Origin of the sequence: Flavobacterium sp. N502540, from assembly GCF_025947365.1 — a bacterium.
In the GTDB taxonomy this organism is placed as follows: domain Bacteria; phylum Bacteroidota; class Bacteroidia; order Flavobacteriales; family Flavobacteriaceae; genus Flavobacterium.
In genome coordinates this window covers 1535317-1559377 of record NZ_CP110012.1, presented here as the reverse complement: position 1 = coordinate 1559377, position 24061 = coordinate 1535317, and the positions used below count along the sequence as shown (strand labels likewise).

18 protein-coding genes are annotated in these 24061 nt (G+C 37.5%); 12 read left to right on the top strand and 6 right to left on the bottom strand.

Features of this window, described 5'->3' with window-relative positions:
• Positions 1-84 precede the first annotated feature (84 nt).
• From OLM58_RS06965 to OLM58_RS06945, 5 genes are all read left to right on the top strand, one after another.
• Positions 85-2346, top strand: coding sequence for a TonB-dependent receptor (locus tag OLM58_RS06965; RefSeq protein WP_264531726.1), 2262 nt, complete (start codon positions 85-87; stop codon positions 2344-2346).
• 145 nt (positions 2347-2491) lie between these two features.
• Positions 2492-2956 (top strand): thioredoxin family protein, encoded by a 465-nt coding sequence (locus OLM58_RS06960; RefSeq protein ID WP_264531725.1) that lies wholly within the window; start codon positions 2492-2494, stop codon positions 2954-2956.
• Positions 2957-2974: 18 nt separating this feature from the next.
• Positions 2975-4162, top strand: coding sequence for a lycopene cyclase family protein (locus OLM58_RS06955; RefSeq protein ID WP_264532430.1), 1188 nt, complete (start codon positions 2975-2977; stop codon positions 4160-4162).
• 3 nt (positions 4163-4165) lie between these two features.
• On the top strand, positions 4166-4966 hold the full coding sequence (locus OLM58_RS06950; protein WP_264531724.1) for a tetratricopeptide repeat protein: 801 nt from the start codon (positions 4166-4168) through the stop codon (positions 4964-4966).
• Positions 4967-5111: 145 nt separating this feature from the next.
• Entirely contained in the window at positions 5112-5522 is a 411-nt protein-coding gene (locus tag OLM58_RS06945; protein ID WP_264531723.1) for a BrxA/BrxB family bacilliredoxin, read from the top strand.
• 192 nt (positions 5523-5714) lie between these two features.
• Here OLM58_RS06945 and OLM58_RS06940 read toward each other — a convergent pair whose 3' ends face one another.
• Genes OLM58_RS06940 through OLM58_RS06930 form a run of 3 tightly spaced genes read right to left on the bottom strand, consistent with a single transcriptional unit; the run spans position 5715 to position 11414 of the window.
• The gene (locus OLM58_RS06940; protein WP_264531722.1) at positions 5715-7085 is read right to left on the bottom strand and encodes a TolC family protein; all 1371 of its coding nucleotides are present in this window, start codon (positions 7083-7085) and stop codon (positions 5715-5717) included.
• A complete protein-coding gene (locus tag OLM58_RS06935; protein ID WP_264531721.1) occupies positions 7075-10251 on the bottom strand; it encodes an efflux RND transporter permease subunit in 3177 nt (1058 codons plus the stop codon). Before OLM58_RS06935 ends, OLM58_RS06940 begins: the two co-directional genes overlap by 11 nt.
• Before the next feature lie 17 nt (positions 10252-10268).
• A complete protein-coding gene (locus OLM58_RS06930; RefSeq protein ID WP_264531720.1) occupies positions 10269-11414 on the bottom strand; it encodes an efflux RND transporter periplasmic adaptor subunit in 1146 nt (381 codons plus the stop codon).
• 329 nt (positions 11415-11743) lie between these two features.
• Here OLM58_RS06930 and OLM58_RS06925 point away from each other — a divergent pair, with 329 nt between their 5' ends.
• Entirely contained in the window at positions 11744-13102 is a 1359-nt protein-coding gene (locus tag OLM58_RS06925) for a rhodanese-related sulfurtransferase (RefSeq protein ID WP_264531719.1), read from the top strand.
• A 149-nt stretch (positions 13103-13251) separates the two neighbouring features.
• Here OLM58_RS06925 and OLM58_RS06920 read toward each other — a convergent pair whose 3' ends face one another.
• Positions 13252-15078, bottom strand: a complete 1827-nt coding sequence (locus OLM58_RS06920) for a T9SS type B sorting domain-containing protein (RefSeq protein ID WP_264531718.1) — start codon at positions 15076-15078, stop codon at positions 13252-13254.
• A gap of 226 nt (positions 15079-15304) precedes the next feature.
• Here OLM58_RS06920 and OLM58_RS06915 point away from each other — a divergent pair, with 226 nt between their 5' ends.
• Positions 15305-15454: a hypothetical protein gene (locus OLM58_RS06915; RefSeq protein ID WP_319802364.1), complete on the top strand. Its 150-nt coding sequence runs from the start codon at positions 15305-15307 to the stop codon at positions 15452-15454.
• A 229-nt stretch (positions 15455-15683) separates the two neighbouring features.
• Here the strand turns inward: OLM58_RS06915 and OLM58_RS06910 are convergent, their stop codons facing one another.
• Entirely contained in the window at positions 15684-16484 is an 801-nt protein-coding gene (locus OLM58_RS06910; protein ID WP_264531717.1) for a hypothetical protein, read from the bottom strand.
• Between the two features lie 21 nt (positions 16485-16505).
• Positions 16506-17825 (bottom strand): hypothetical protein, encoded by a 1320-nt coding sequence (locus tag OLM58_RS06905; protein ID WP_264531716.1) that lies wholly within the window; start codon positions 17823-17825, stop codon positions 16506-16508.
• Between the two features lie 311 nt (positions 17826-18136).
• Here OLM58_RS06905 and OLM58_RS06900 point away from each other — a divergent pair, with 311 nt between their 5' ends.
• From OLM58_RS06900 to OLM58_RS06880, 5 genes are all read left to right on the top strand, one after another.
• Positions 18137-19471, top strand: a complete 1335-nt coding sequence (locus tag OLM58_RS06900; RefSeq protein ID WP_264531715.1) for a stage 0 sporulation family protein — start codon at positions 18137-18139, stop codon at positions 19469-19471.
• Complete coding sequence (locus OLM58_RS06895; protein ID WP_264531714.1) at positions 19455-19934, top strand: gliding motility lipoprotein GldH; 480 nt, start codon at positions 19455-19457, stop codon at positions 19932-19934. Before OLM58_RS06900 ends, OLM58_RS06895 begins: the two co-directional genes overlap by 17 nt.
• Before the next feature lie 10 nt (positions 19935-19944).
• Positions 19945-22251 carry a penicillin-binding protein 1A gene (locus OLM58_RS06890; RefSeq protein ID WP_264531713.1) on the top strand — a complete coding sequence of 769 codons (2307 nt, stop codon included), beginning with the start codon at positions 19945-19947 and terminating at the stop codon, positions 22249-22251.
• Between the two features lie 221 nt (positions 22252-22472).
• Positions 22473-23174 carry a CoA transferase subunit A gene (locus OLM58_RS06885; RefSeq protein WP_017495855.1) on the top strand — a complete coding sequence of 234 codons (702 nt, stop codon included), beginning with the start codon at positions 22473-22475 and terminating at the stop codon, positions 23172-23174.
• 99 nt (positions 23175-23273) lie between these two features.
• Positions 23274-23930 carry a CoA transferase subunit B gene (locus tag OLM58_RS06880; protein ID WP_017495856.1) on the top strand — a complete coding sequence of 219 codons (657 nt, stop codon included), beginning with the start codon at positions 23274-23276 and terminating at the stop codon, positions 23928-23930.
• Positions 23931-24061: the final 131 nt, after the last annotated feature.

The following is a 24061-nucleotide window of genomic DNA, read 5'->3' as shown; positions in this document are numbered from 1 at the left end:
TGAAGTTAGATTAAAGTTTTTTGCGTCAGGAACACTATTTGTCAAATTTAATTTTTAGTTTTGTCTAAATTTAATTTTATAATAATGAAAAAACTATTTTTGATGCTGCTTTTCTTTTGTTTGCAGTTTTCATTTGCTCAGGAAACCAGTTCTGTTTCCGGAATTATTTCAGGTGATGGCCATCAATTGCAGTTGGCAAACGTACATTTATTGGGGACAAAATACAGATCGGTTACGGATAGTTTAGGATATTATAACTTCGAAAATGTACCGGTTGGAAATTATACGCTTCAGGTTTCTCTGGTAGGTTTTCAGACTTCAAAAAAGAAAATCGACGTAAGGAAGGGTACTGTTCAAGCGTATGATTTTGAATTGGACGATACAGACAATCAATTGAATGAAGTAGTAGTTTCGGGAACTTTAAAAGCAGTTAAACGTTTGGAAAGTGCTGTTCCGGTTGAGGTTTATTCCCCTGTTTTTTTTAAGAAGAATCCAACGCCGAGTATTTACGATGCGCTTCAAAACATAAACGGCGTTCGGCCACAGTTAAATTGCGGGGTTTGTAATACGGGAGACATTCATATAAACGGTCTCGAAGGCCCGTATACTTTGGTTTTGATCGATGGAATGCCAATTGTCAGCAGCCTTTCAACTGTTTATGGCTTGTCCGGAATTCCGAATTCTCTGGTGGAAAGAATAGAAATTGTAAAAGGTCCGGCTTCTTCTCTTTACGGAAGTGAGGCTGTTGGGGGATTAATCAATATTATTACCAAGAACCCAACAAACGCTCCGGTTTTTTCGGCAGATTATTTTACCACAACGTATCTAGAAAACAATCTCGATCTTGGAATGAAATTTAATGCCGGAAAAAAGGCCACTTCACTTTTAGGAGTTAACTATTTCAATTACGATCAGGTTATCGATAAAGACAACGATAATTTTACCGATGTGACGCTTTCTAAAAGGATTTCGGTTTTTAATAAATGGAGTTTTCATCGAAACGACAACCGTCTTTTTACCATAGCAGCACGTGGTATGTATGAAGACCGTTGGGGAGGAGATGTTCGTTGGGAAAGAAAATACCGTGGAGGTAATGAAATTTACGGTGAAAGTATTTATACGAAAAGGGGAGAATTAATTGGAAGTTACCAACTGCCTTTTGAAGAAAAACTGATGTTATCGTTCTCGGGGAATGTACATTATCAGGACAGCCGTTACGGAACGACGTCGTATATTGCGAATCAAAAAATAGGCTTCCTGCAGTTAACCTGGGATAAAAAAATAGGAAGCAATGATTTTCTTGCCGGAATAGCAAGCCGATATTCCTACTATGACGACAATACGCCGGCAACAAAAAATGCCGAAAAAACCTGGTTGCCGGGAATTTTTGTTCAGGACGAGATCACATTTTCGCCAAAGAGTCAGGTTTTGTTAGGGGCGCGATACGATTATAATTCTATTCATGGTTCTATTTTTACACCCCGATTTGCGTATCGTTTTAAGGCAAATGAAAATACGATTTTTAGGTTAAATGCCGGAACAGGATTCAGAGTGGTGAATTTGTTTACCGAAGATCATGCAGCGCTTACGGGATCACGAGATGTGGTGCTTAAAAGTGATTTAAAACCGGAAAAATCAGTAAACGTTAATTTGAATTATATTCAGAAAATAAACTTTGACAACGGAGTTTTTGTCGGAATCGAAACAACAGCTTTTTATACTCGTTTCAGTAATAAAATCATTTCAGACTACGAAACCGATCCCAATAAGATCATTTACGACAATATCGATGGTTATGCTCTCAGTCAGGGAATCAGTACGAATGTCGATGTTAATTTTACAAATGGGTTAAAGTTTATTTTAGGAGCAACCGTTTTAGACAATAAAAATGTTCAGGACAAAATTTCACAGAGACCTTTCTTAACCGAAAGATTTACCGGAACCTGGAGTGTCTCGTATAAAATAAACCCTTGGAATTTGGTGCTTGATTACACCGGAAATGTTTACAGTCCAATGAAATTGCCATTGTTGAATGAGTACGATCCGAGAAATCCAAATTCACCTTGGTACAGCATTCAGAATATTCAGTTTACGTTTACAGGCTGGAAGAATTTTGAACTTTATGGGGGAATCAAGAATTTGCTGAACTTTACTCCAAAACAGAATAATCCGTTTTTGATTTCGAGAACCAATGATCCTTTTGATAAAAATGTACAATATGATTCGGCGGGAAAAGTACTGGTTACACCGGATAATCCATACGGTTTAACTTTTGATACCACTTATGTTTACGGACAAAATCAGACCATTCGAGGGTTTTTAGGATTGCGATACAATTTTAGGTAAATTTATAAGTCACAGATTAATAAATGTTTTTTTATTCGCCACGAATTCACGAATTACCACTTTTTTTAGATAAAGATTTACAATTTAATTCGTGAATTCGTGGCAAAAGAGCAATCCTTTACAATCTGTTGAAAAAAACAAAACAATGAAAAAGCTATTTCTACTTATTTTTTTCTTCGGAATAACTTCAACAGGATTTTGCCAGCTGAAAGGCAGAACTTTTGAGGAAGTAGATGCTTTACAGCAAACTCAAAAACGGAAAATCATTGTTTTCATTCATACCGATTGGTGCCAGTATTGTCAAAGAATGAAATCGACAACCTTCAAAAATCAGGAAATCATTGAAAAACTTAATTCAGACTTCTACTTCATCGATTTGAATGCCGAAGAAAAGAGAGCGATTACTTTTAACAAACACATTTTTAAATACAAACCTACGGGTAACAATGTTGGCGTTCATGAGCTGGCATTGCAGCTCGGAACCATCAACAATCAAATTGTATGTCCCGTTTTATGTGTTTTGAACGAGCAGTATGAAATTATTGCTCAGTATAACAGTTATCTGAAACCTGCCGATTTTAAACTGCTCTTAGAAAAGCTGCAAAAATAAAATTCCTTATTTTTGAAGATGAATTCTTCGCAAATCAAACACTTCGATTACATTTTTACCGGAACAGGTTTAGCAGCTTTGATGACCGTTTACAAAATGGTACTGTCGGGGAATTTTGCAGATAAATCGCTTTTGTTGTTGGATCAGGATGTGAAAAAGACCAATGACCGAACCTGGTGCTTTTGGGAAAAAGAAGATTCAGTCTGGAGTCCGATTGTTCTTAAAAAATGGGATTCGGCCTTGTTTGCTAACGAAAATTTCAAACGTGATTTAGACCTGAGACCCTATCAGTACCATCAAATTCGGGGATTAGACTTTTATGATTTTGTTTTTGAAGAGTTGTCCAAACATTCTAATATTACTTTTTCAAACGAGAAAGTAACGAATATCAACGAACTCGAAACCCATGTTTTTGTAGGTTCAGAAGAGAATAGGTACACTTGTAATTATTTACTGAATAGTATTTATACCTCGTCAACTGCATTAAGTCAAATGAATTATCCCGTTCTGCAACAGCATTTTGTGGGTTGGTATGTGAAATCTGAAAAGGAAGTCTTCAACCCAGAACAGGCTACTTTCATGGATTTTTCGGTAGAACAAAAAGGGAATACTAGATTTATGTATGTACTGCCGGTTTCTAAAACAGAAGCTTTGGTTGAGTATACCTTATTTTCGGAGAAATTGCTTTCAACGGCGGAGTATGAAAACGAGATTCAGATCTATTTAGAAAAACGAGGCATTGAGCAGTATGATATTGTAGAGAAGGAGCAGGGAAGTATCCCAATGACTTGTTATCCGTTCTGGAAGAAGAATACCAAAAGAGTTTTGAATATTGGAACTGCCGGAGGGTGGACCAAAGCCAGTACAGGTTATACGTTTAGAAATGCCGATAAAAAATCAGGTGATTTGGTGGAGTTTCTCTATTCTTCGTCATCAATTAAGATGACATCATTTCATAAAAGAAGCCGGTTCTGGTTTTACGATTTACTGCTTTTGGATATTCTGTATCGTCACAATGAATTGGGAAGCAGTATTTTTTCGTCATTATTCAAAAAAGGAAATTCGTCTTTGATCTTTAAATTCTTAGACGAAGAAACTACTTTGATCGAGGATGTTAAAGTTATTTTAAAGTGCCCTAAAAGACCATTTTTAAGAGCTTTATTTGGAGTGATTTTTCTTTCAAATAAATTTAACTTAAACCAATAACCTTTGAAAAACATTATTTTAGGATTCAGTTTGTTTTTTTCGATTATCTCTTTTGCACAAGTATCCAAAAATAAAGCTCAGGATGCTATTCAGGTCAAATACTTAGACAGTTGTGCCTACAAGTACAATTATACTTTTCAAATGTCAGAATGGCAAAATTGCATCGACGAAGGTCTAAAAAAAGATAGCACAATAGCTTATCTGTGGCAACAAAAAGCAATGCCGTATTTTAAATGCAAGAAATACGAAGTCGGAATGCCCTTTCTGGATAAAGCCGTTCGTTATAATAAACAAGAATGGCTTCCGTACCGGGCTTTTATAAAATGTATTTTTGCGCATACTTACAAAGAAGCGATTAAAGATTTTGAAGAATGTATTAAACTTTATGGAAACAGTTATGTCATGGATCATACCTATAGTTTTTATATGGGACTTTGTTATTTGCAATTGAATGAATACGATAAAGCCGAAAAGCTTTTTGACGATTATGTAAATGACATTTATAAAAACAGGCAGCAATTAGAACATCCTACAGCGTATTTTTATCAGGGAATTGCCAAATACGAGCTCAAAAAATGGGATGAAGCCATTGCTGTTTTTGATAAAGCGATTAAGATCTATCCTGATTTCTCAGATGCGAAGTATTACAAAGCGATCTGCTGGCTGAAACAGGGTAAACCAAGAGAAGAAGTTGTGGCATTGGTTGGCATTGCCAGAGAAGATGCTGCAAAAGGGTTTTCTCTTAATGAAGATAATACGGTTTACGAAACTTATCCATATCAGAAGAAATTCACCAAACAATAGATTGTTTTAAGTGTTTGTGTTTTATGACTTTACAGCTTTCGAATAAATCAATTGAACTATAACAAAACTTTATACCACAAATTAAGTAGTTGCGGGTAAACTTTGTAACTTTGCAAATCAAAAGTAAAATTTAAAAATAAGAAATATGTATCCACAAGAAATGGTAAAACCTATGGAGGCTGAATTAACAGCTGCTGGTTTTCAAGATTTACATAGTGCAGAAGCTGTAGATAATGCTATCAAAGCTGAAGGTACCACTTTAGTTGTTGTAAACTCTGTTTGTGGTTGTGCTGCAAGAAATGCACGTCCGGGAGCAAAAATGAGTTTAGAAGGCGCTAAAAAACCAGATCACTTAATTACAGTTTTCGCTGGTGTTGACAAAGAAGCTGTTGATGCTGCAAGACAACATATGTTTCCTTTCCCTCCATCATCGCCATCTATGGCTTTGTTCAAAAACGGAGAATTAGTTCACATGTTAGAGCGTCACCACATCGAAGGTCGCCCTGCTGAATTAATCGCTGAGAATTTGAGAGACGCTTTTAACGAGTTTTGTTAATTTAAGGGACTAAGATTCTGAGTTGCTGAGGTTCTAAGGTTTTAGCTTAGGTTCAAAGTGACAAAGGTACAGAGGTACAAAGAAATAAAAAGAGGCAGTCTAATGAGACTGCCTCTTTTTTGTTTTTATCAAATCTTTGAACCTTAGCAGCTCAGAAGCTTTGAACCTTTGCGACTTCGTACCTTTGCACCTTTACGGACTCCATCCCCCGCCAAGGGCTTTGTACAATTGTATCATTGAACTTAATTGTCTTTCAGATAATTGTGAAAGGCTTAATTGCGCCTGAAACAAGTTGCTTTCGACATCTAAAACTTCCAGATAAGAAACATAACCGCTGTCATATCTTTCGTAGGACAGTTTATAGTTTATTAAAGCCGCATTAACCTGTCGGTTTCGGGCGCTCCATTCTTCTTTGTAGGTTTTGATGTTCTGAATAGATTGTTCTACTTCATTAACGGCAGAAATATATGTTTTTTGATAGGTAAATTTGAGTTCTTCAGCCTGTTGTCTGTATATTTCTACTCTGCGTTTGTTTCTCCCAAAAGCAAATATAGGACCGGTAACTCCTGCAGAGGCATTCTGAGAGTAAGAACTTCCTAAAAACAAATTGCTTAAGTCGGCGCTGGCGAATCCGGCAATTGCTGCGAGGTTAAAAGAAGGAAAGCGCATCGCCTGAGCGGTTCCGATTCTTTCATTGGAGGCTTTGTATTTTAATTCTGCCGCTTTCACATCAGGTCTGTTTTCCAGTAAAGCAGACGGAATTGACAAGGGGATTTCGCTTACTATTCGCAATTCGGTGTTGGATTTTCCTCTGGGAATTTGCGATGGAAGCTGACCGGTAAGTAGAGAAATAATATTTTCCTGAACCGTTATTTGTCTTTTAATGTTTGGAATAGTTGCTTCGGCGATCGCAACCTGTTGTTCGATTTGTGCTTTGTCTACCTCAGAGATATAACCACTTTTGAATCTTTGGTTTATAATTTCATAATATTTTTCGCGGGTAGAAAGAGTATGCTTTGCGATCTCTAACTGATCGTCGAAATTTCGCAGCTGAAAATAAGCCGTAGCAATATCACTCACAATATTTGAAAGCACAACTTTACGAGCTTCCTCAGTAGCCAGAAGTTCATTTTGTACCGCTTTATTTTCATGACGGTATCTTCCCCAAAAATCAATTTCCCAGGACATGTTTGCACCCACATTTGACGGCGTCAGATTTTTTTCGTTGCTGTTTATAGTTGCTCCATATTGAAAAGAGGGTAATAGATTTGTTTTAGAGTATCCTAGTTGTGCCCTAAGCTGATCCATTCTGGTAATCGCAATTTTTAAATCATAATTATTCTGAAGCCCCTTTGTAATCAGGTCTTTTAAAACATCATCATTAAATAAATCAAACCATTTTAAGTTGACGACTGAGGCAAGGCTGTCTAAATTTCGTTCGTTTTGATAAGAATCAGTCTTTAGCTGTTCGGGCTTTGTATACTTAGGTCCCACCATACAGCCTACAGGCAATAAGGAGAGTAAAAGGATAATGGCTATTATTTTATATTTCTTAATCATCATGGCCAGTGGTATTAGAGTCCTTATAATTTTCTGTCGTTTCGTTGGTATCCTCTTTCTTTTTTCCAATGTTTTCAATCATGACAAACAAGCCGGGTACAATTAATACCCCTAAAAAAGTGGCGATTAACATTCCGCTAAATACTGCCATTCCCATTACAATACGTGCCTGAGATCCGGCACCCGTAGCCGTTAAGAGCGGAACAACACCAAGAATAAAAGCAAAGGCCGTCATTAGAATTGGACGGAAACGAAGTTTTGCTGCCACCATAGCCGATTCGTACAGCGGTTTTCCTTTTTCGTATTCTTCTTTGGCAAATTCCACAATAAGGATCGCATTTTTCGCGACCAATCCGATTAAGAGCACTAACCCAATTTGAGCAAAAACATTGTTGACATAAGCATCGCTTCCGATTCTGGCTAATAGCAATCCCAAAAAGGCCCCAAAAACAGCAAAAGGCGCACCAAGTAAAACGCTGAAAGGTAACTTCCAACTTTCGTACTGTGCGGCGAGAATTAGAAACACAAATACGAGTGCCATGATAAACACGGAGCTTCCGCCTGGTGAATGTTTCTCCTGATACGAAAGGTTGATATAATCGTAACCCATATCTGCCGGCAGGGTTTGTTTGGCCACTTCTTCTAAAGCTTCTAAAGCTTGCGCACTACTGTAACCGTCATTCGGACTTCCGCCAATTTCGGCAGATCGGAAGAGATTGAGGCGATTGGTAAAATCGGGACCCATAACTTTTGTAGCGGTTACCAATGTGGAAATAGGAAGCATGTCACCATCATTATTTCTGATATAAATCAGGTTTAAGTCTTCGGGTTTTACTCTATTGGCCGCTTCACCTTGTATGAAAACCTTGTATTGACGTCCAAAACGATTAAAGTCATTTACATAACTTCCGCCTAAAAAGGCACCTAAAGCTTCGGTAACTTTCGAGACGGGAACACCGAGTTTCATGGCTTTGTCGTTATCAATATCCAATTTGATTTGTGGAGAACCGGCATTAAAAGTGGTATAGATTCGTTTTATTTCCGGACGTTGTTGAGCGGCGGCTATAAAGGCCTGAGTCTGTTCTGCTAAATATTGTGGAGTATTACCACCTTTGTCCTGCAGCATTAAACTAAAACCTGCGGAAGCACCCAGACCCTGAATGGCCGGAGGGCCAAATCCGAATACGGAAGCAGTAGTGATTTGAGTCGCAAATTTTTTGTTTAAGCGGTCCACAAATTGCTTAGAAGTTTCATCTCTTTCTTCCCAAGGTTTTAATGAGATGAAAATAAAGGCACTGTTCGGCTGGTAAGAATTGGTAAGCATACTAAACCCGTTGATGGTGGTATACGACAAAATGGATTTTTCTTCTTTTAAAAAACGGTCCACTTTTCGCGATATTTCATCTGTACGCTGTAAGGAAGAAGCTGGAGGTAGTGACATATTGACCAATATATAACCCTGATCTTCTTCGGGAATAAAACCTAACGGAATTTTTTTGCCTAATACTACAACGGCAGCCATGATTACGGCCAATAAGACTACAATTCGAATTGATTTTTTGGCAAAGAAAGTAGCTCCTGTTAGGTATCTTCCGGTAACTTTTTCGAAAATTCGGTTAAACCCGGCGAAAAATTTGGCTAACCATCCGGTTTGCTCTTCGATTGGTTTGGTCGGTTTTAATAACATGGCACATAAAGCAGGACTTAAAGACAGAGCACTAATGGCTGAGAACGCTACCGATACCGCAATGGTTATGGCAAACTGCTGATAAAAGCGACCCGTGATTCCCGGAGTCATGGCAACCGGAACAAAAACAGCAATCAAAATTAAGGCAATTGCGATTACAGGATCTGATACTTCTTTCATTGCCTGAATGGTAGCTTCCCGCGGACTTTTACCTTTTTCGATATGGTGAATAACGGCTTCTACCACAACAATAGCATCATCGACTACGATACCAATGGCTAATACCAATCCTAAAAGTGAAAGTGTGTTTATAGAAAATCCTAATAACGGAAAAACGGCAATGGTTCCCACTAAGGAAACAGGCACCGTTATTAGAGGAATTAAGGTAGCACGCCAGTTTTGCAGAAAGATAAACACCACCAGAATTACCAGTATAACCGCTTCAAAGAGGGTGTGAACAATGTCTTCCACTCCGGCAGTAATAGCAAGTGTTGTATCGAGTGATTCCTGATATTCGATGTCTTTTGGGAATTTTCCAGAAAGGTCTTTCATGGCTTTTTTGGCCAATTCAGCTACTTCAAGCGCATTACTTCCGGGCATTTGATAAACCGCCATTACCGCACTTGGTGAACTGTTTCGGCGTGCAGACGAACTGTAGTTTTCAGTTCCCAGTTCAATTCGGGAAATGTCACTGAGTAACACCTGTGCACCGTCTTTTTTACTTCGAACAACGATTTCTCCAAATTGTTTCTCCGTTACCAGACGATCCTGAAGCGTAACACCATAAGTAAACTCAGTACCGGGAGGTGCGGGTTCAGCCCCGAATTTTCCTCCGGGACTAATCATGTTTTGGGCGTTCAGGGCATTTTTTACATCATCAACCGTAACACCCAGTTTGCTCATGACATCGGCCTTTAACCAGATACGCATCGAATAGTCACTGCCTCCAAAAAGCGCAACCTCTCCAACACCTTTTATACGAGCCAGTTGATCTACAATATTGATACTGGCATAATTGTTTAGAAATTTAGCGTCGTATTTCGGATTGTTTGAGGTAACAGTAAACAGCATCATCGGGAAGGATAAGGACTTTTTTACCACAACCCCCTGCTGTTTTACACTGGAAGGCATAAAAGGCGAAGATTGATTTTGCCTGTTTTGAGTGAGCATATTGGCATTGTCCAAATTAGTACCCACATCAAAAGTTACCTCAATGGTACAAGCACCATCAGAAGTATTGGTAGATTTCATGTACAGCATATTTTCTACACCATTTACCTTTTGTTCAATAGGTGTAGCAACAGCTTGTTCAACATTCAGCGCATTGGCACCTGTAAAACTCGTATTGATTTTAACAACAGGTGGGTTAATGTCAGGGTATTGCGAAATAGGTGTTTTTTGTAATGCCAGTAATCCGAGTATCACAATAATAATACTCATTACAATAGCAACGATTGGTCTTCGAACGAAAAATTCTCCCATGATACGTGGTGTATAAGTTATTTAGTTGCCGCAGCTTGTGTCTGACCTAATTGCCATTGAATTACTTTTGGTGTAATAGGACTTCCATTTTTTAATAATGAAGTACCTCCCATAGCTATTTTGTCTCCGGGTTTTAAGCCATCTTCTATTACGTAACCATCTTTTACAGCCGGCCCGGGTTTTACGATTTGCATGTTGACTTTATTGTCTTTGCCCAATACGTAAACCTGATAAATACCCTGTACTTCAATAACAGCACGTTGTGGAATCACGATCGCATCTTTACGAACGTCTGTAAGCAATCCGATTTTTACATATTGTCCCGGACGTAATAATTTGTCAGGATTTGAAAATGCCGCTTCAAATGTTATCGCGCCTGTAGAAGGATCAATCTGTCTGTCGGCGAAACTGACTTTACCCGTTTCAGGATAAGTCGAACCGTCGGATAATTTCAGAGAAACTGTAGCACCGGAACCTTTTAAAGAAGAATTAGGTTTGTTGAATTCTCTAAACAAACGAAGAAATTCCTGTTCGCTCATGGTAAATCGAACCCTGACATCACCTAGATCAGAGATTGTATTTAGAACTGATGCCGCACCAGGTCTCACATAATCGCCTACTCTTACTTTTGATATTCCGATTAAACCTGAAATTGGTGCGATAATACGGCAATAGCCCAGTTCGATTTTTGAATTTTCCAGAGAAGCCTGAGACGCTTTAATTTTAGCCTGAGACGCACTGTAGGCTGATTTAGCCGAAATTAATTCTCTTTGACTAACCGCATTTATCTTCGCTAATGGCGCTATCATGTCTAAATCGGCTTTGGTTTTTGCCAAACCGGCTTGCGATTCTGCCAGTGTCCCTGCGGCTTCGTCCATTTTGGTTTTATAAGGAAGAGGGTCAATAGTGTACAACACCTGCCCTTTGGTAACAAAACCACCTTCTTTAAAATTCTGACTCAAAATAATACCATCAACACGAGGATTTATCTGAATGTCTGACTGACCATAAGTCTGTCCGGTGTATTCGGATTCTACATTTACATCCTGATTTAAAACAGTAAGAACTGAAATTTCAAGAGGTTTGGGTGGTGGCGGAGTTTCTTTTTTACAGGCTGAAAGAAAGAAAAGGAGGAGAATTGCAGAAGGATAAAATTTGTTCATTTTTAATTTATATTAAGATGTATTAATATTCAACTAACTAGAAACCAAATATGTGCATAGCTAAGTTAACATTTTTTTAGCAAAAAGTAAAAAAAAGAATTTCTGCAGCTGTTCTGTTTACTTACGACGGTATTTGGATTAACCCTTTTACAGAAACAGGATGGGCTTTTGAATGATAAAATAACAAGCATCTATAAAATTGGGGCTTTTTTCTGAGATGAAAAAATGAGATGAAATGTTAATAGCATTTTTAATCTGAAAATAAATGGTACTTTTGCACCAGATTTAAAAAAAATCAAACTTATTCTTAACTTAAAACTGTTTATAGCATGCAACTGTATAACACTTTGAGCGCAGAAGAAAGAGCCATCATGATCGATGATGCCGGTAAACAACGACTAACGTTGTCTTTCTATGCGTATGCCAAAATTGAAGATCCCAAAAAATTTCGCGACGATTTATTTATTGCCTGGAACAAGCTTGATGCTTTAGGCCGAATTTATGTGGCTAACGAAGGTATTAATGCTCAGATGAGTATTCCTGCCGAAAATTTGGAAGCTTTTAGAACAACTCTGGAAGTGTACGATTTCATGAAAGGCATTCGTTTGAATGAAGCCGTAGAACATGATGATCATTCCTTTTTAAAACTAACGATCAAAGTTCGTCACAAAATTGTTGCCGACGGTTTGAATGACGAAACTTTTGATGTAACCAATATTGGCATTCACCTGAAAGCCAAAGAATTTAATGCCATTCTTGACGATCCTGATACAATTGTGGTTGATTTTAGAAATCACTACGAGAGTGAAGTAGGGCACTTTAAAAATGCAATTACTCCTGATGTTGAAACTTTTAGAGAAAGTTTACCAATCATCAACGAACAGCTTCAAAATCATAAAGAAGATAAAAACCTTGTGATGTATTGCACCGGAGGAATTCGTTGCGAAAAAGCAAGTGCCTATTTTAAGCACCAGGGTTTTAAAAATGTCTATCAATTAGAAGGAGGTATCATCAATTACGCCAAACAAATTGAGGAAGAAGGTCTGGAAAGCAAATTCATCGGAAAAAACTTTGTGTTTGATAATCGTTTAGGGGAAAGAATTACAGAAGATATTATTTCGCAATGTCACCAATGCGGAAAACCTTGTGACAATCATACCAATTGTGAAAACGATGGCTGCCATTTATTGTTTATTCAGTGCGATGAATGTAAATCGGCAATGGAAAACTGTTGTTCAACAGAATGTCTGGAAATTATCCACATGCCTTTAGTAGATCAGGTTCGATTGAGAACCGGAAAACAAGTTGGAAACAAAGTTTTCAGAAAAGGAAAATCGGAAAATTTGAAATTCAAACATTCAGGCGATTTACCCAATACAGCTTTGGCCGCAGCAGAAAAACCTGTTGATATTCGTCAGAAAGTAAAAGTAAAAAAAGCACTTCTTGGAAAAGCAGAACATTATTATGTAAAAGCACAGGTGGCACAGTTTACGATTGAAAACCAAGAGTTAAACAGTGGTGACAAAATCTTAATCTCAGGACCAACAACCGGTAATCAGGAATTGGTTTTAGAAAGACTGATTGTGAACGGAGCCGAAACTTCAACCGCTAAAATTGGTGATAAAGTTACTTTTGAAGTTCCTTTCAGAATCAGATTGTCTGATAAATTATATAAAATTATAAACTAACAGTAAATAAATATCTGTAAAATTAAAGCAGATTTAAATTATCGTTTTTTAGAATAGCAAAACCCTATTTTGTGTAATAAACAAAATAGGGTTTTAAATTATAATTAGTAGGTGTTTACCAGTAAACATCGTTTTCTTCTCCTTAGTATTTATCTGTAAAGAGTAAAATGACCAATAATTTTTCTATTGTCTCGGTCGTTTAAAGTTATTTCATACCAGTAATCACCGGAAGGCAGTTCAGCACCATTGTATTTTCCGTTCCATTTTTGATCGTAATTATTGGTTGTAATGGTGCGTCCGTATCGGTCAAAAATAATATAGGTTAGGTTTTTGTTGTTGCCTAAGCAGCCCGGAGCCCATTCGTCGTTTATGCCATCACCGTTTGGGGTGAAATAATTAAGGATGCAAATATCGTTTTTAATAGTGTATTCAAAGTATTTCGAAGTGGAGGCGGTACATCCATTTTCATCAGTAACGGTAACGGTATAGAGGCCGGATTCGGTAATGACAAATCTGTTGGATTGACCACTGGGGCTTCCATTTAGGGAATATTCATATTTTGAAGTTCCTCCACTTGCTATAGCTACAATTTCATTTTGTTCGCCCTCTGTTAAGGTTAAAGTTAGTGGATTTGCCAGGTTACTTATTTTTACTTCAACATTCAGAAAGTCGCTTTCTGTATTAGAAACACTATCCTTTTGCTTAAGCTTGTAAGTTGTGTCAGCGGTCAGGACTGAAGTTGTAAATACAGAACCTTCATAAAGTAGCTTTGTTCCGGTAGCATCGTACCAGTAAAAAGTTGCATTAGGAACCCCTGTAGCGGTAAGGGTAGCGGTTGTTTCATAACATATTGTCGTGCCAGGTGCAACGGGAATAGCAATATTAGGAATGTATTCAAAATACTTTGTAACAGTGGTACTACATCCATTTGCATCTGTAACCGTAACCGCATAGGTGCCGGATTTATCAATGGTGAATTTGTTGGAGGGGCCACTAGAGCCTCCGTTTATGGAATATTGATATGCTGGTTTTCCTCCGCTTGCGTTTGCTGTGATCTCATTTTGGCTATTTCCTGTTAGCGTTAAAGTTAGTGGGTTTGCCAGATTGTCTATTTTGACAGTAACATTTACAAAATTGCTTTCACAATTAGAAATAGTATCTTTTTCTTTCAGCTTATAACTTGTATCAGTTGTCAGGACAGGAGTCGTAAAGATGGGTCCTTCATAAAGCAGATTTGTTCCTGTAGCATCATACCAGTAGAAAATTGCATTAGGAATTCCAGTTGCTGTAAGTGTGGTAGTTGTTCCGTTGCATATTGTTTTGTCAGTTGCTGAGGGAGGAGCAATGGAGGCGGTAAAATTTACAGCATCCAGAAAATTACCAATTGTTGGGTCTCCGGTTGAAGTTGATATCGCTTCGAAAATAAAACGGATTTTGGTGAGACCTTTTGGAATCTGATAAGTGCCGGTGTATAATTTCCATGCCGTATCTGTTGAGGCTGTCATGATAGTAGTATAAGGACCTCCGGGAGGGCCTGCTTTTAGTGCCATTTTATCAACACCGCGTCTACCCATGTGAGCAAACGAGTAATTAAAATAAGTTGTGGTTGAGGTATCATAGTCTTGATACAGCCCTGAAAACTGATAGGCATTAAGTTCTACAAATTGCCTTCCACTGTATGCGTATTTCCCTTCATTGCCATTAGCCCAAAACTCTATGATATCATCAGTAGCCGTCGTTCTCCAGCCAAGCAAAGAAACGGGAAGTTTGTTTTGGTTGATAAATTCAAGACCTTGAGCGAAAGCAGGGTATTCAAAATCTGCGTTTATGGTTTGAACCGTACATTGACCATTTACTAAAGAAGACAGTATAATTAGAGTAAAAACTACAATCGTTTTTGCGAAATTAACCTTCTTTGTTGAATCCGTTTTTTGTTTTAGTAAATGGAATCCGTTGATAGAGGTATAAAAAGACATTTTTACCATAGAGTGAATTAGAAGGGAGTAAAATGTTCTTTTTTTGCTTATTGCTAAAAGCTTCATAATTAAGCAAAAAGATTTACAGATTCCTGAATACAAACGGTTACGTTTTACTATCCTTGCATTTTTATGATTGAATAACTAGTGAAAATCTATTCAAAATTATTAAGATTCAATCGTAGATTTGGTGTACAATCAATACTTGGTAAACTTGAAGTAATAGTTGGAAGAGTTCAATGACATTTTGGACAATCCGAATATGATAGTAGTCAATTTTAGAAATGACTACGGGAGTGAGGTAGGATATTTTAAAAATGCAAATACTCAAGATGTTGAAACTTTAAGAGAATGTTTGCCTGTAATCAACGATTAGCTCTGGAATCATAAAAAAAAAAAGAAACCTATTCTGATAAATTATATAAGATTCTGGATTAAGATCTGGATTGTTATTAAATAAAAAAACCTAACAGATTTCAAATGCTGTTAGTTTTTTTATACCCCAAAAACAACAAACCCGACAGGTTTCAAAAACCTGTCGGGCTTAGTTTATAAGAGGAGAAAAGTTTTTTATGTATGCTTATTTGTATGCTGGTAAATAAGCATTACTCAATTACAAAACCTGGTTCTACCTGAACATATTGTGTTTTCTGATCCCGAACTAAAAAAAGGACATAATTACTGAGGTATTCTGCTAATTCATAATCATTTAGCTTTTGAGTTTTGTCTTTATTGTAAAATCGGGAGGAGTGGACGAATTCTTCAATGGAAAGGAGATTTTTAAACTTTATATGATTTGATGACTGGACTTTTCGTAAAAAAAAGGCACCGGAAGTAGCGGCATTACCACTGTCGCTAAGATAAAAATGATCTGGAATTTGAGCGTACGTCTTTACGTATTTTGTATCCAGTTTAAAACAGAGAGTGTCCTTTACTTTATTTACGATAGCATCCTCTCCTTTTCCAATTGGATAATAAGAGTTGTATTCCAAAAACCTTGGTTCTATAAATTCATCACCGTGAACAAAGTAAATTTTGTATTTGTTTGTTAATGAATCTTTCAGTTTCCATTTGTCTACTATTTTGTTGTATTTCCCGTCAAGATAAAACGTTCTGTTTTCAATATAATCTTTTATGGACAGCACTTTTTTCGGTTTTAGATTTTTCGTCAAATAACCATTTCCAACAAAGTAGATGTACCCATTTGTTTGGGTATGTTTCATTTGCTCCTTGTGTGCCCCTTCCATTTCAGAGTAAGTTCTGTTCGAAAGATTAGGAGTAATTGTGGGGGATATGCTGTAATAAGGATCAATATTGAAGAATAAGGTATCCTTTGTTCTTATCTGAGCTTTGATATTGCCAGCGATAAAGAATACTATCAGGATAAATACAATATGTTTTTTCATATTTAGCAGAGTTTTGTATGGTTAGTTTGGACAAGGTGCCGGTTTGGTTAACATGTTGGCTCTTCTTGCCAGATTTTCTATTTCAGCCTTTTTAGCAGCAGGAAGATCATTCCAGGCTTTAACGTTACTGTCTTTTAAACCTCCCCAGGCCATAGCTTCATAAAAGGCATCGCTTGGTTGTTCTCCATAATAATCCGTATATTTATTGTAATCACTTCCGAGCATGTTTTTATGAAAATCTTTTAGTGCATTCTTCATGCTTTCAAGATATAAAGCAGCCATTGCGCCATGTTGATTACCGTAAGCGTCATAAGTATTTTTAAAATCAAGGATTCCCGTAGCTGTATTTGTGGTGTTTAATTTTCTAAAAATGTCGGCATGTATGTATTCGTGCAAAATGGTTCTGGCAGCGTCCAGAGCAGAATGAGCATTTATTCGGGAAGTATTTATTTCTATTTCGATTACATTATTTTTGGGCGGATGAGTCGCTCCATTGACTTCACTGGTAACTCCGTCTTTGGTAACAAATACCCGATCTTTAGATCCGATTTTTATGTCAAATTCAGATTTCCCCTTAAAATTAGATAATAAGTCCTGTACAAACGAATCTCCTTTTTGATCCAGTAAATCATTCAAACACTTTTCTTTTCCGGTAAGTTGGTTTGTAATGTTCAAAGGATTTGATGATGAACCGCCACCGCTGCCAAAAATACCACCACCAATTGGTACTATTGGAGGATTTACAGGATTTGTAATAGGGTTGGGCCAAGGACTGCCTCCAGGACCTGTTACGACTACTTCGTTTAGTTTAATAGCACCTTCGTCGCCGTGGCAGTTATTACAAACACCTGCTCCACTTGATTTCGAAAAAAGATTATTACCATTGGCTATCCCTTGTTTATAACTATCTTTTCTCGTTTCCATGGTCTCTAAGTTAGTAATTCTTACTTCACCGGTAAACGATTCCAGTATTTTGTGTGTGGCTATTTTTTGCAGATCCTCTATTTCCTGAGCATCTTTAAAATTAAAACTCCATAATTTTCCCGTGATATTATAATCGTTGATTTCCAGAATAATTTTTTGCAAAAGAAAAGAGTTGGAAGATTTTACTGGAATTATAGCAACAAAAGAAGTTTCGGTGCTTTGCTGATAAAGGGCTGCGGAGTTCCAAAGTACATCCTTTTCGCTAATAGTACTTTTTGAGCTTAACCATTCTTTTGAACGGATAAGTAATGCTGATTCCTGTTTTTCAATACTGGTGTAATCATTTTCAGGAGAACAGCTGAAGATTAGTAAGCATAATAGAACAATCGTTAACAGATTGTAAAGGTGTTTTTTCATGAGATTATTTTTATTAAAACTGAATAAATTTAGAGCAAAAATATTCAGAAGATTTTTTATAAGAAAAAATATATGATTTGATATTTAAAGAATAAAATTGTACGGAAAAGCCTCTAAAAATGATGTAGAATGAGTTAGAAAAGATGGATTTAAGAGACCAAAAAATGCGTTTTTGACTAAAAATGAGACATTTCTTCATTTAACATCCCTTTAGTTTTAATGGATAAAAAGCAAACTAAAAAAAATACTATCTTTACCGATCAAACGTTTATGAACTTAAGTCGCGTTTTTGCGACACTACATATATAATTATGGCATGTACAAGTTGTTCAACCTCCGATGGTGGCGCACCAAAGGGTTGTAAAAATAATGGGACTTGCGGCACCGATAGCTGCAATAAATTGACGGTTTTCGATTGGCTCGCAAACATGAGTCCGTCCAATGGAGAGGCGATTTTTGATTGTGTTGAGGTTCGTTTTAAAAACGGACGTAAAGAATTCTTTAGAAATTTAGAAAAATTAACGTTAAGTATTGGTGATATTGTAGCAACTGTTGCTTCACCGGGACATGATATTGGAATTGTAACTTTGACAGGCGAATTGGTAAAAATTCAAATGAAGAAAAAAGGAGTAAATCCTGAAAGTAATGAGGTCCCTAAAATTTACAGAAAAGCTTCTCAGAAAGATATTGATATCTGGTCTGTAGCACGTGATCGTGAAGAACCAATGAAAGTTCGTGCACGTGAATTGGCCATCCAGCATAAACTGGAAATGAAAATTTCTGATATTGAATTTCAGGGAGACGGGTCAAAAGCTACGTTTTATTACACCGCAAATGACAGAGTCGATTTCAGACTTTTAATTAAAGATTTTGCCAAAGAATTCAGTACCAGAGTCGAAATGAAGCAGGTTGGTTTCCGTCAGGAGGCAGCCCGTTTGGGAGGAATTGGTTCTTGCGGACGTGAACTCTGCTGTTCAACCTGGTTAACCGATTTTAGAAGTGTGAATACTTCGGCAGCACGTTACCAACAGCTTTCACTGAATCCTCAAAAGTTGGCAGGACAATGTGGAAAACTAAAATGCTGCCTGAACTATGAGTTAGATACTTACATGGACGCGCTAAAAGACTTTCCGGATTACGATACCAAATTGGTAACCGAAAAAGGAGATGCTATTTGCCAGAAACAAGATATTTTTAAAGGCCTTATGTGGTTCGCCTATACCAATAATTTTGCGAATTGGCATGTTTTAAAAATCGATCAGGTAAAAGAAATTATTGCCGAAAACAAACAAAAAAACAAAGTTTCTTCACTGGAAGATTTCGCTATTGAAGTAACTTCTGAACCAGAGAAAGACTTTAACAATGCAATGGGGCAGGAGAGTTTAACCCGTTTCGATCAGCCAAAAAGAAAGAAAAAGCCAAGTCGTAAACGCAAACCAAATGCTGAGAATGCAGTTGTGGCTGCTCCGAACAAACCGCAGCAAGCCAATAATAATACAAACAAGCCGGCTGGTGGCAATCCGAATAAATCGAATAAACCACAAAACAAACAAAATCAATCGAACAAGCCCAAAAATTCGAACGATAAAAAGCCAGCCGAGCCAAGAAAACCTATAATTATTACTAAAAATGAGAATAAAAAGTAGTGGAATTCTTCTTTTGTCAGCAATCCTCCTTTTTTCCTGCGATAAAAAAAGAGTATTTGACGAATACAAATCTGTTGGAAGTGCCTGGAACAAAGACAGTATTGTAACCTTTGATCTGCCGGTTTTAGATTCTACCAAAAGATACAACCTGTTTGTAAATTTGAGAGACAATAACAATTATCCGTTCAATAATTTGTTTTTGATTGTAGCTATCGAAACACCAAGCGGTTTTACCAAAGTGGATACTTTAGAATATCAAATGGCAAATCCTGACGGTAGCCTGATGGGGAATGGCTTTACAGACATTAAAGAAAGTAAGCTGTTTTACAAAGAAAACGTAAAGTTTAGAGGAAAATACAAAGTACATATCAAACAAGCGGTCAGAGAATCAGGTAAAATTCCGGGAGTTCAGGCCTTAGAAGGTATTACAGATGTTGGTTTTAGAATAGAACAAAAAGATTAGAAAAATAGTTATGGCTGCTAAGAAAAACAATCAATCCAATAGCGTTAAAGATATTAATTACTACAAAAAGAAGTTCTGGAGAATTTTTGCCTATAGTTTATTAGGAGTTCTTGCCTTCTTTTTATTTGCCTCATGGGGGTTATTCGGTTCAATGCCTTCTTTTGAAGATTTGGAGAATCCGGATTCTAATTTGGCCACCGAAATCATTTCGTCTGATGGAGTGGTAATCGGTAAATATTTCAAAACCAACAGGTCACAGCTTAAATATTCTGACTTGCCAAAAAATCTGGTAGATGCTTTGGTGGCAACTGAAGATGCTCGTTTTTATGAGCATTCCGGAATTGATGGACGTGGGACTTTACGTGCTGCTTTTTCTTTGGGGACAAATGGAGGAGCCAGTACCATAACACAGCAATTGGCCAAACAGTTATTTCATCGTGGTGGATCTAGCTTTTTACCTTTTAGGATAGTGCAAAAAATAAAAGAATGGATTATTGCCATTCGTCTGGAAAGACAATATACCAAAAATGAGATTTTAGCGATGTACTGCAACGTTTATGATTTCGGAAATTATGCTGTTGGGGTAAGTTCGGCAGCTCAGACCTATTTTTCCAAAGATCCTAAAGACTTAACTATTGACGAATCGGCAATTTTAGTTGGAATGTTTAACAATTCATCTCTTTATAATCCTTTGCGTAACCCTGTTGGGGTAAAAAACCGTCGTGATGTTGTACTGGGACAAATGGTAAAAGCCAAGATGATAACCAAATCTGAAAAAGAGAAATATCAGGCATTGCCAATCGCTTTAAAATTCAAATTGGAAAGTCACCGTGAAGGAACCGCTACTTATTTCAGAGAATACCTGCGTGATTATATGAAAAAATGGGTGGCAGAAAATAAAAAACCGGACGGTTCAGATTATGATATCTACAAAGATGGATTGAAAATTTACACCACTATCGATTCAAGAATGCAATTGCATGCAGAAGAAGCAGTTTCGGAACACATGAAAAACTTGCAACAGCAATTTTTTATTGAAATGAAAACCAATAAAAATGCGCCGTTTGTAAACATTACACAAGCAGAAACAGACCGTATCATCATGCAGGCGATGAAGAATTCGACGCGTTGGGCCCTTATGAAAGAGATGGATAAAAGTGATGAAGACATCATTGCTTCGTTTAAAGTGAAGACCAAAATGCGTGTATTCACCTGGAAAGGAGAACGTGATACCGTGATGACTCCACTTGATTCTATTCGTTATTTTAAACACTTCCTGCAATCTGGTTTAATGGCGATGGAACCTCAAACCGGAAACATTAAAGCATGGGTAGGTGGAATTAATTATAAATATTTCCAATACGATCACGTAGGGCAGGGAGCACGACAGGTAGGATCTACATTCAAACCGTTTGTGTATGCAACTGCTATTGAGCAGTTAAACATGTCTCCTTGCGATTCTATTCTGGACGGACCTTTTATGATTCACAAAGGGCGTCACAATGTTACTGCTGACTGGGAACCAAGAAACTCTGATAACAGATATCGTGGAATGGTAACGCTAAAACAAGGTCTTGCCAATTCGATCAATACCGTATCAGCTAAGTTAATCGACAGAACAGGTCCAGAAGCTGTAGTAGAGTTAACACACAAATTAGGTGTTAAAACCGAAATCCCTCCTCAGCCCTCTATTGCACTTGGTGCAGTAGATATTACGGTTGAAGATATGGTGGCTGCATATAGTACCTTTGCCAATCAGGGAGTATATGTAAAACCGCAGTTTTTAAGCCGTATTGAGAACAAAAGCGGTGAGGTGATCTATGAGCCTATTCCGGAATCTCATGACGTTTTAAACAAAGATATTGCCTTTGCAGTAATTAAATTATTAGAAGGAGTTACAGAAACCGGTTCAGGTGCACGTTTGCGTACAGAAGGCGGAGGAAGCGGTGACAACCGTTGGACTGGATATCCGTACATGTTCAGAAACCCGATTGCAGGTAAAACCGGAACCACTCAAAATCAGTCAGACGGTTGGTTTATGGGAATGGTACCAAATCTGGTAACCGGAGTCTGGGTAGGTTGTGAAGACCGTTCAGCACGTTTTAAAAGTTTGACTTACGGACAAGGAGCTACAGCAGCTTTACCAATTTGGGGGTATTTCATGAAATTGTGTTATGCCGACCCGGGATTACAGGTTTCAAAATCAGAGTTCGAGCGTCCGGCAAACCTTTCTATAAAGGTAGATTGCTACAGCAGGCCGGCAGTGGTAAAAGATACGACACAAACAGACCAGAATACAGACGAGTTCGAACTGTAGGTTTAGTTCTTTACAAATAATAAATCCTTTTGTGATCTTCTGATACAGGAAGAATACAAAAGGATTTCTTTTTATAATGATGTAGTCTGCCACTCAACAGGCATGCGGGCAGTTCGTTTTCAAAGAGTAAAATCGGTCATTTTATTTTTTACGAAATCGTTATAATTTAATCTAAAAATCTTATTTTTATCAAAAATATACAGTAATAAAGACAGTTTGTTATGATTACAAAAAAAGTAAATAACGTTCAGGAAGCTATCGAAGGAATTGAAAGCGGAATGACTATAATGTTCGGAGGTTTCGGTTTATGCGGAATTCCTGAAAATACAATTGCAGCACTGGTAAATACTTCCATTTCAGATTTAACCTGTATTTCAAATAATGCAGGAGTGGATGATTTTGGTTTGGGATTGCTTTTGCAAAAGAAGCAAATTAAAAAAATGATTTCCTCTTATGTGGGGGAGAATGCCGAGTTTGAGCGTCAGATGCTTTCAGGAGAACTGGAAGTCGAATTGACTCCGCAAGGTACTTTAGCCGAACGCTGTCGTGCAGCACAAGCCGGAATTCCTGCGTTCTTTACACCTGCAGGTTACGGAACTGAAGTTGCCGAAGGCAAAGAAGTACGTGAGTTCAATGGAAAAATGCACATCATGGAACAGGCTTTCAAAGCGGAGTTTGCTATTGTTAAAGCTTGGAAAGGTGACGAAGCAGGAAACCTGATTTTTAAGGGAACAGCCAGAAATTTCAACGCCTGTATGGCAGGTGCGGGTAAAATTACCATCGCCGAAGTGGAAGAATTAGTTCCGGTAGGAACATTAGATCCAAATCAAATACACATTCCGGGAATTATGGTGCAGCGTATCTTTCAGGGAGAAAAGTTTGAGAAAAGAATCGAGCAGAGAACGGTAAGACAACGAGCATAATTAGAGAATTAGAAAATGTGATAATTAGTTAATTATTTGGATTGCGTAAATATTTCGCATGATCTAATTATCTAATTTCCAAATTGACACATTAGAACTATGTTGACAAAAGAAGATATTGCAAGACGTATTGCAAAAGAAGTAAAAGACCGCTATTTTGTGAACCTTGGAATTGGTATTCCAACTCTGGTAGCAAATTATGTTAGAGAAGATATTGCTGTGGAGTTTCAAAGCGAGAACGGTGTTCTTGGTATGGGGCCTTTCCCTTTTGCGGGAGAAGAAGATGCAGATATTATCAATGCCGGAAAGCAAACTATCACAACACTTCCGGGAGCCAGTTTCTTTGATTCGGCTTTTAGTTTTGGAATGATTCGAAGCCAAAAGGTAGATTTGACCATTTTAGGTGCCATGGAGGTTTCTGAAAATGGTGATATTGCCAATTGGAAAATTCCGGGTAAGATGGTAAAAGGTATGGGCGGAGCAATGGATTTGGTAGCTTCTGCCGAAAATATTATTGTTGCCATGATGCACGTTAATAAAGCAGGTGAATCAAAAATACTAAAAAAATGCTCCTTACCCTTAACTGGTGTGGGCTGCGTTAAAAAAGTAGTCACCGAGCTTGCGGTTCTGGAAGTAACCGATAAAGGTTTTAAGCTTTTAGAAAGAGCACCGGGTGTATCTGTCGAGCACATCATCGCATCAACCGAAGCTGATTTGATCATTGAAGGTGAAATTCCGGAAATGGATATCAGATAATTCTGTAATTAAGACAAATTCGCATGAAGGCTAGCTTTTAAAAGGGCTGGCCTTTTTTGTAGGAAAAAATTAAAGGAAAGCCGCCCGGTTTGTTTTTTTCTAAAAGCCTTGTATTTACTGACTTTTTCGAG

Bases quoted from the DNA above. Each gene is read 5' to 3' on its own strand.
- OLM58_RS06965 (WP_264531726.1), top strand. From the start codon at position 85: ATGAAAAAACTATTTTTGATGCTGCTTTTCTTTTGTTTGCAGTTTTCA.
- OLM58_RS06960 (WP_264531725.1), top strand. From the start codon at position 2,492: ATGAAAAAGCTATTTCTACTTATTTTTTTCTTCGGAATAACTTCAACA.
- OLM58_RS06955 (WP_264532430.1), top strand. From the start codon at position 2,975: ATGAATTCTTCGCAAATCAAACACTTCGATTACATTTTTACCGGAACA.
- OLM58_RS06945 (WP_264531723.1), top strand. From the start codon at position 5,112: ATGTATCCACAAGAAATGGTAAAACCTATGGAGGCTGAATTAACAGCT.
- OLM58_RS06940 (WP_264531722.1), bottom strand. From the start codon at position 7,085: ATGATGATTAAGAAATATAAAATAATAGCCATTATCCTTTTACTCTCC.
- OLM58_RS06935 (WP_264531721.1), bottom strand. From the start codon at position 10,251: ATGGGAGAATTTTTCGTTCGAAGACCAATCGTTGCTATTGTAATGAGT.
- OLM58_RS06930 (WP_264531720.1), bottom strand. From the start codon at position 11,414: ATGAACAAATTTTATCCTTCTGCAATTCTCCTCCTTTTCTTTCTTTCA.
- OLM58_RS06925 (WP_264531719.1), top strand. From the start codon at position 11,744: ATGCAACTGTATAACACTTTGAGCGCAGAAGAAAGAGCCATCATGATC.
- OLM58_RS06920 (WP_264531718.1), bottom strand. From the start codon at position 15,078: ATGTCTTTTTATACCTCTATCAACGGATTCCATTTACTAAAACAAAAA.
- OLM58_RS06910 (WP_264531717.1), bottom strand. From the start codon at position 16,484: ATGAAAAAACATATTGTATTTATCCTGATAGTATTCTTTATCGCTGGC.
- OLM58_RS06905 (WP_264531716.1), bottom strand. From the start codon at position 17,825: ATGAAAAAACACCTTTACAATCTGTTAACGATTGTTCTATTATGCTTA.
- OLM58_RS06900 (WP_264531715.1), top strand. From the start codon at position 18,137: ATGGCATGTACAAGTTGTTCAACCTCCGATGGTGGCGCACCAAAGGGT.
- OLM58_RS06895 (WP_264531714.1), top strand. From the start codon at position 19,455: ATGAGAATAAAAAGTAGTGGAATTCTTCTTTTGTCAGCAATCCTCCTT.
- OLM58_RS06890 (WP_264531713.1), top strand. From the start codon at position 19,945: ATGGCTGCTAAGAAAAACAATCAATCCAATAGCGTTAAAGATATTAAT.
- OLM58_RS06885 (WP_017495855.1), top strand. From the start codon at position 22,473: ATGATTACAAAAAAAGTAAATAACGTTCAGGAAGCTATCGAAGGAATT.
- OLM58_RS06880 (WP_017495856.1), top strand. From the start codon at position 23,274: ATGTTGACAAAAGAAGATATTGCAAGACGTATTGCAAAAGAAGTAAAA.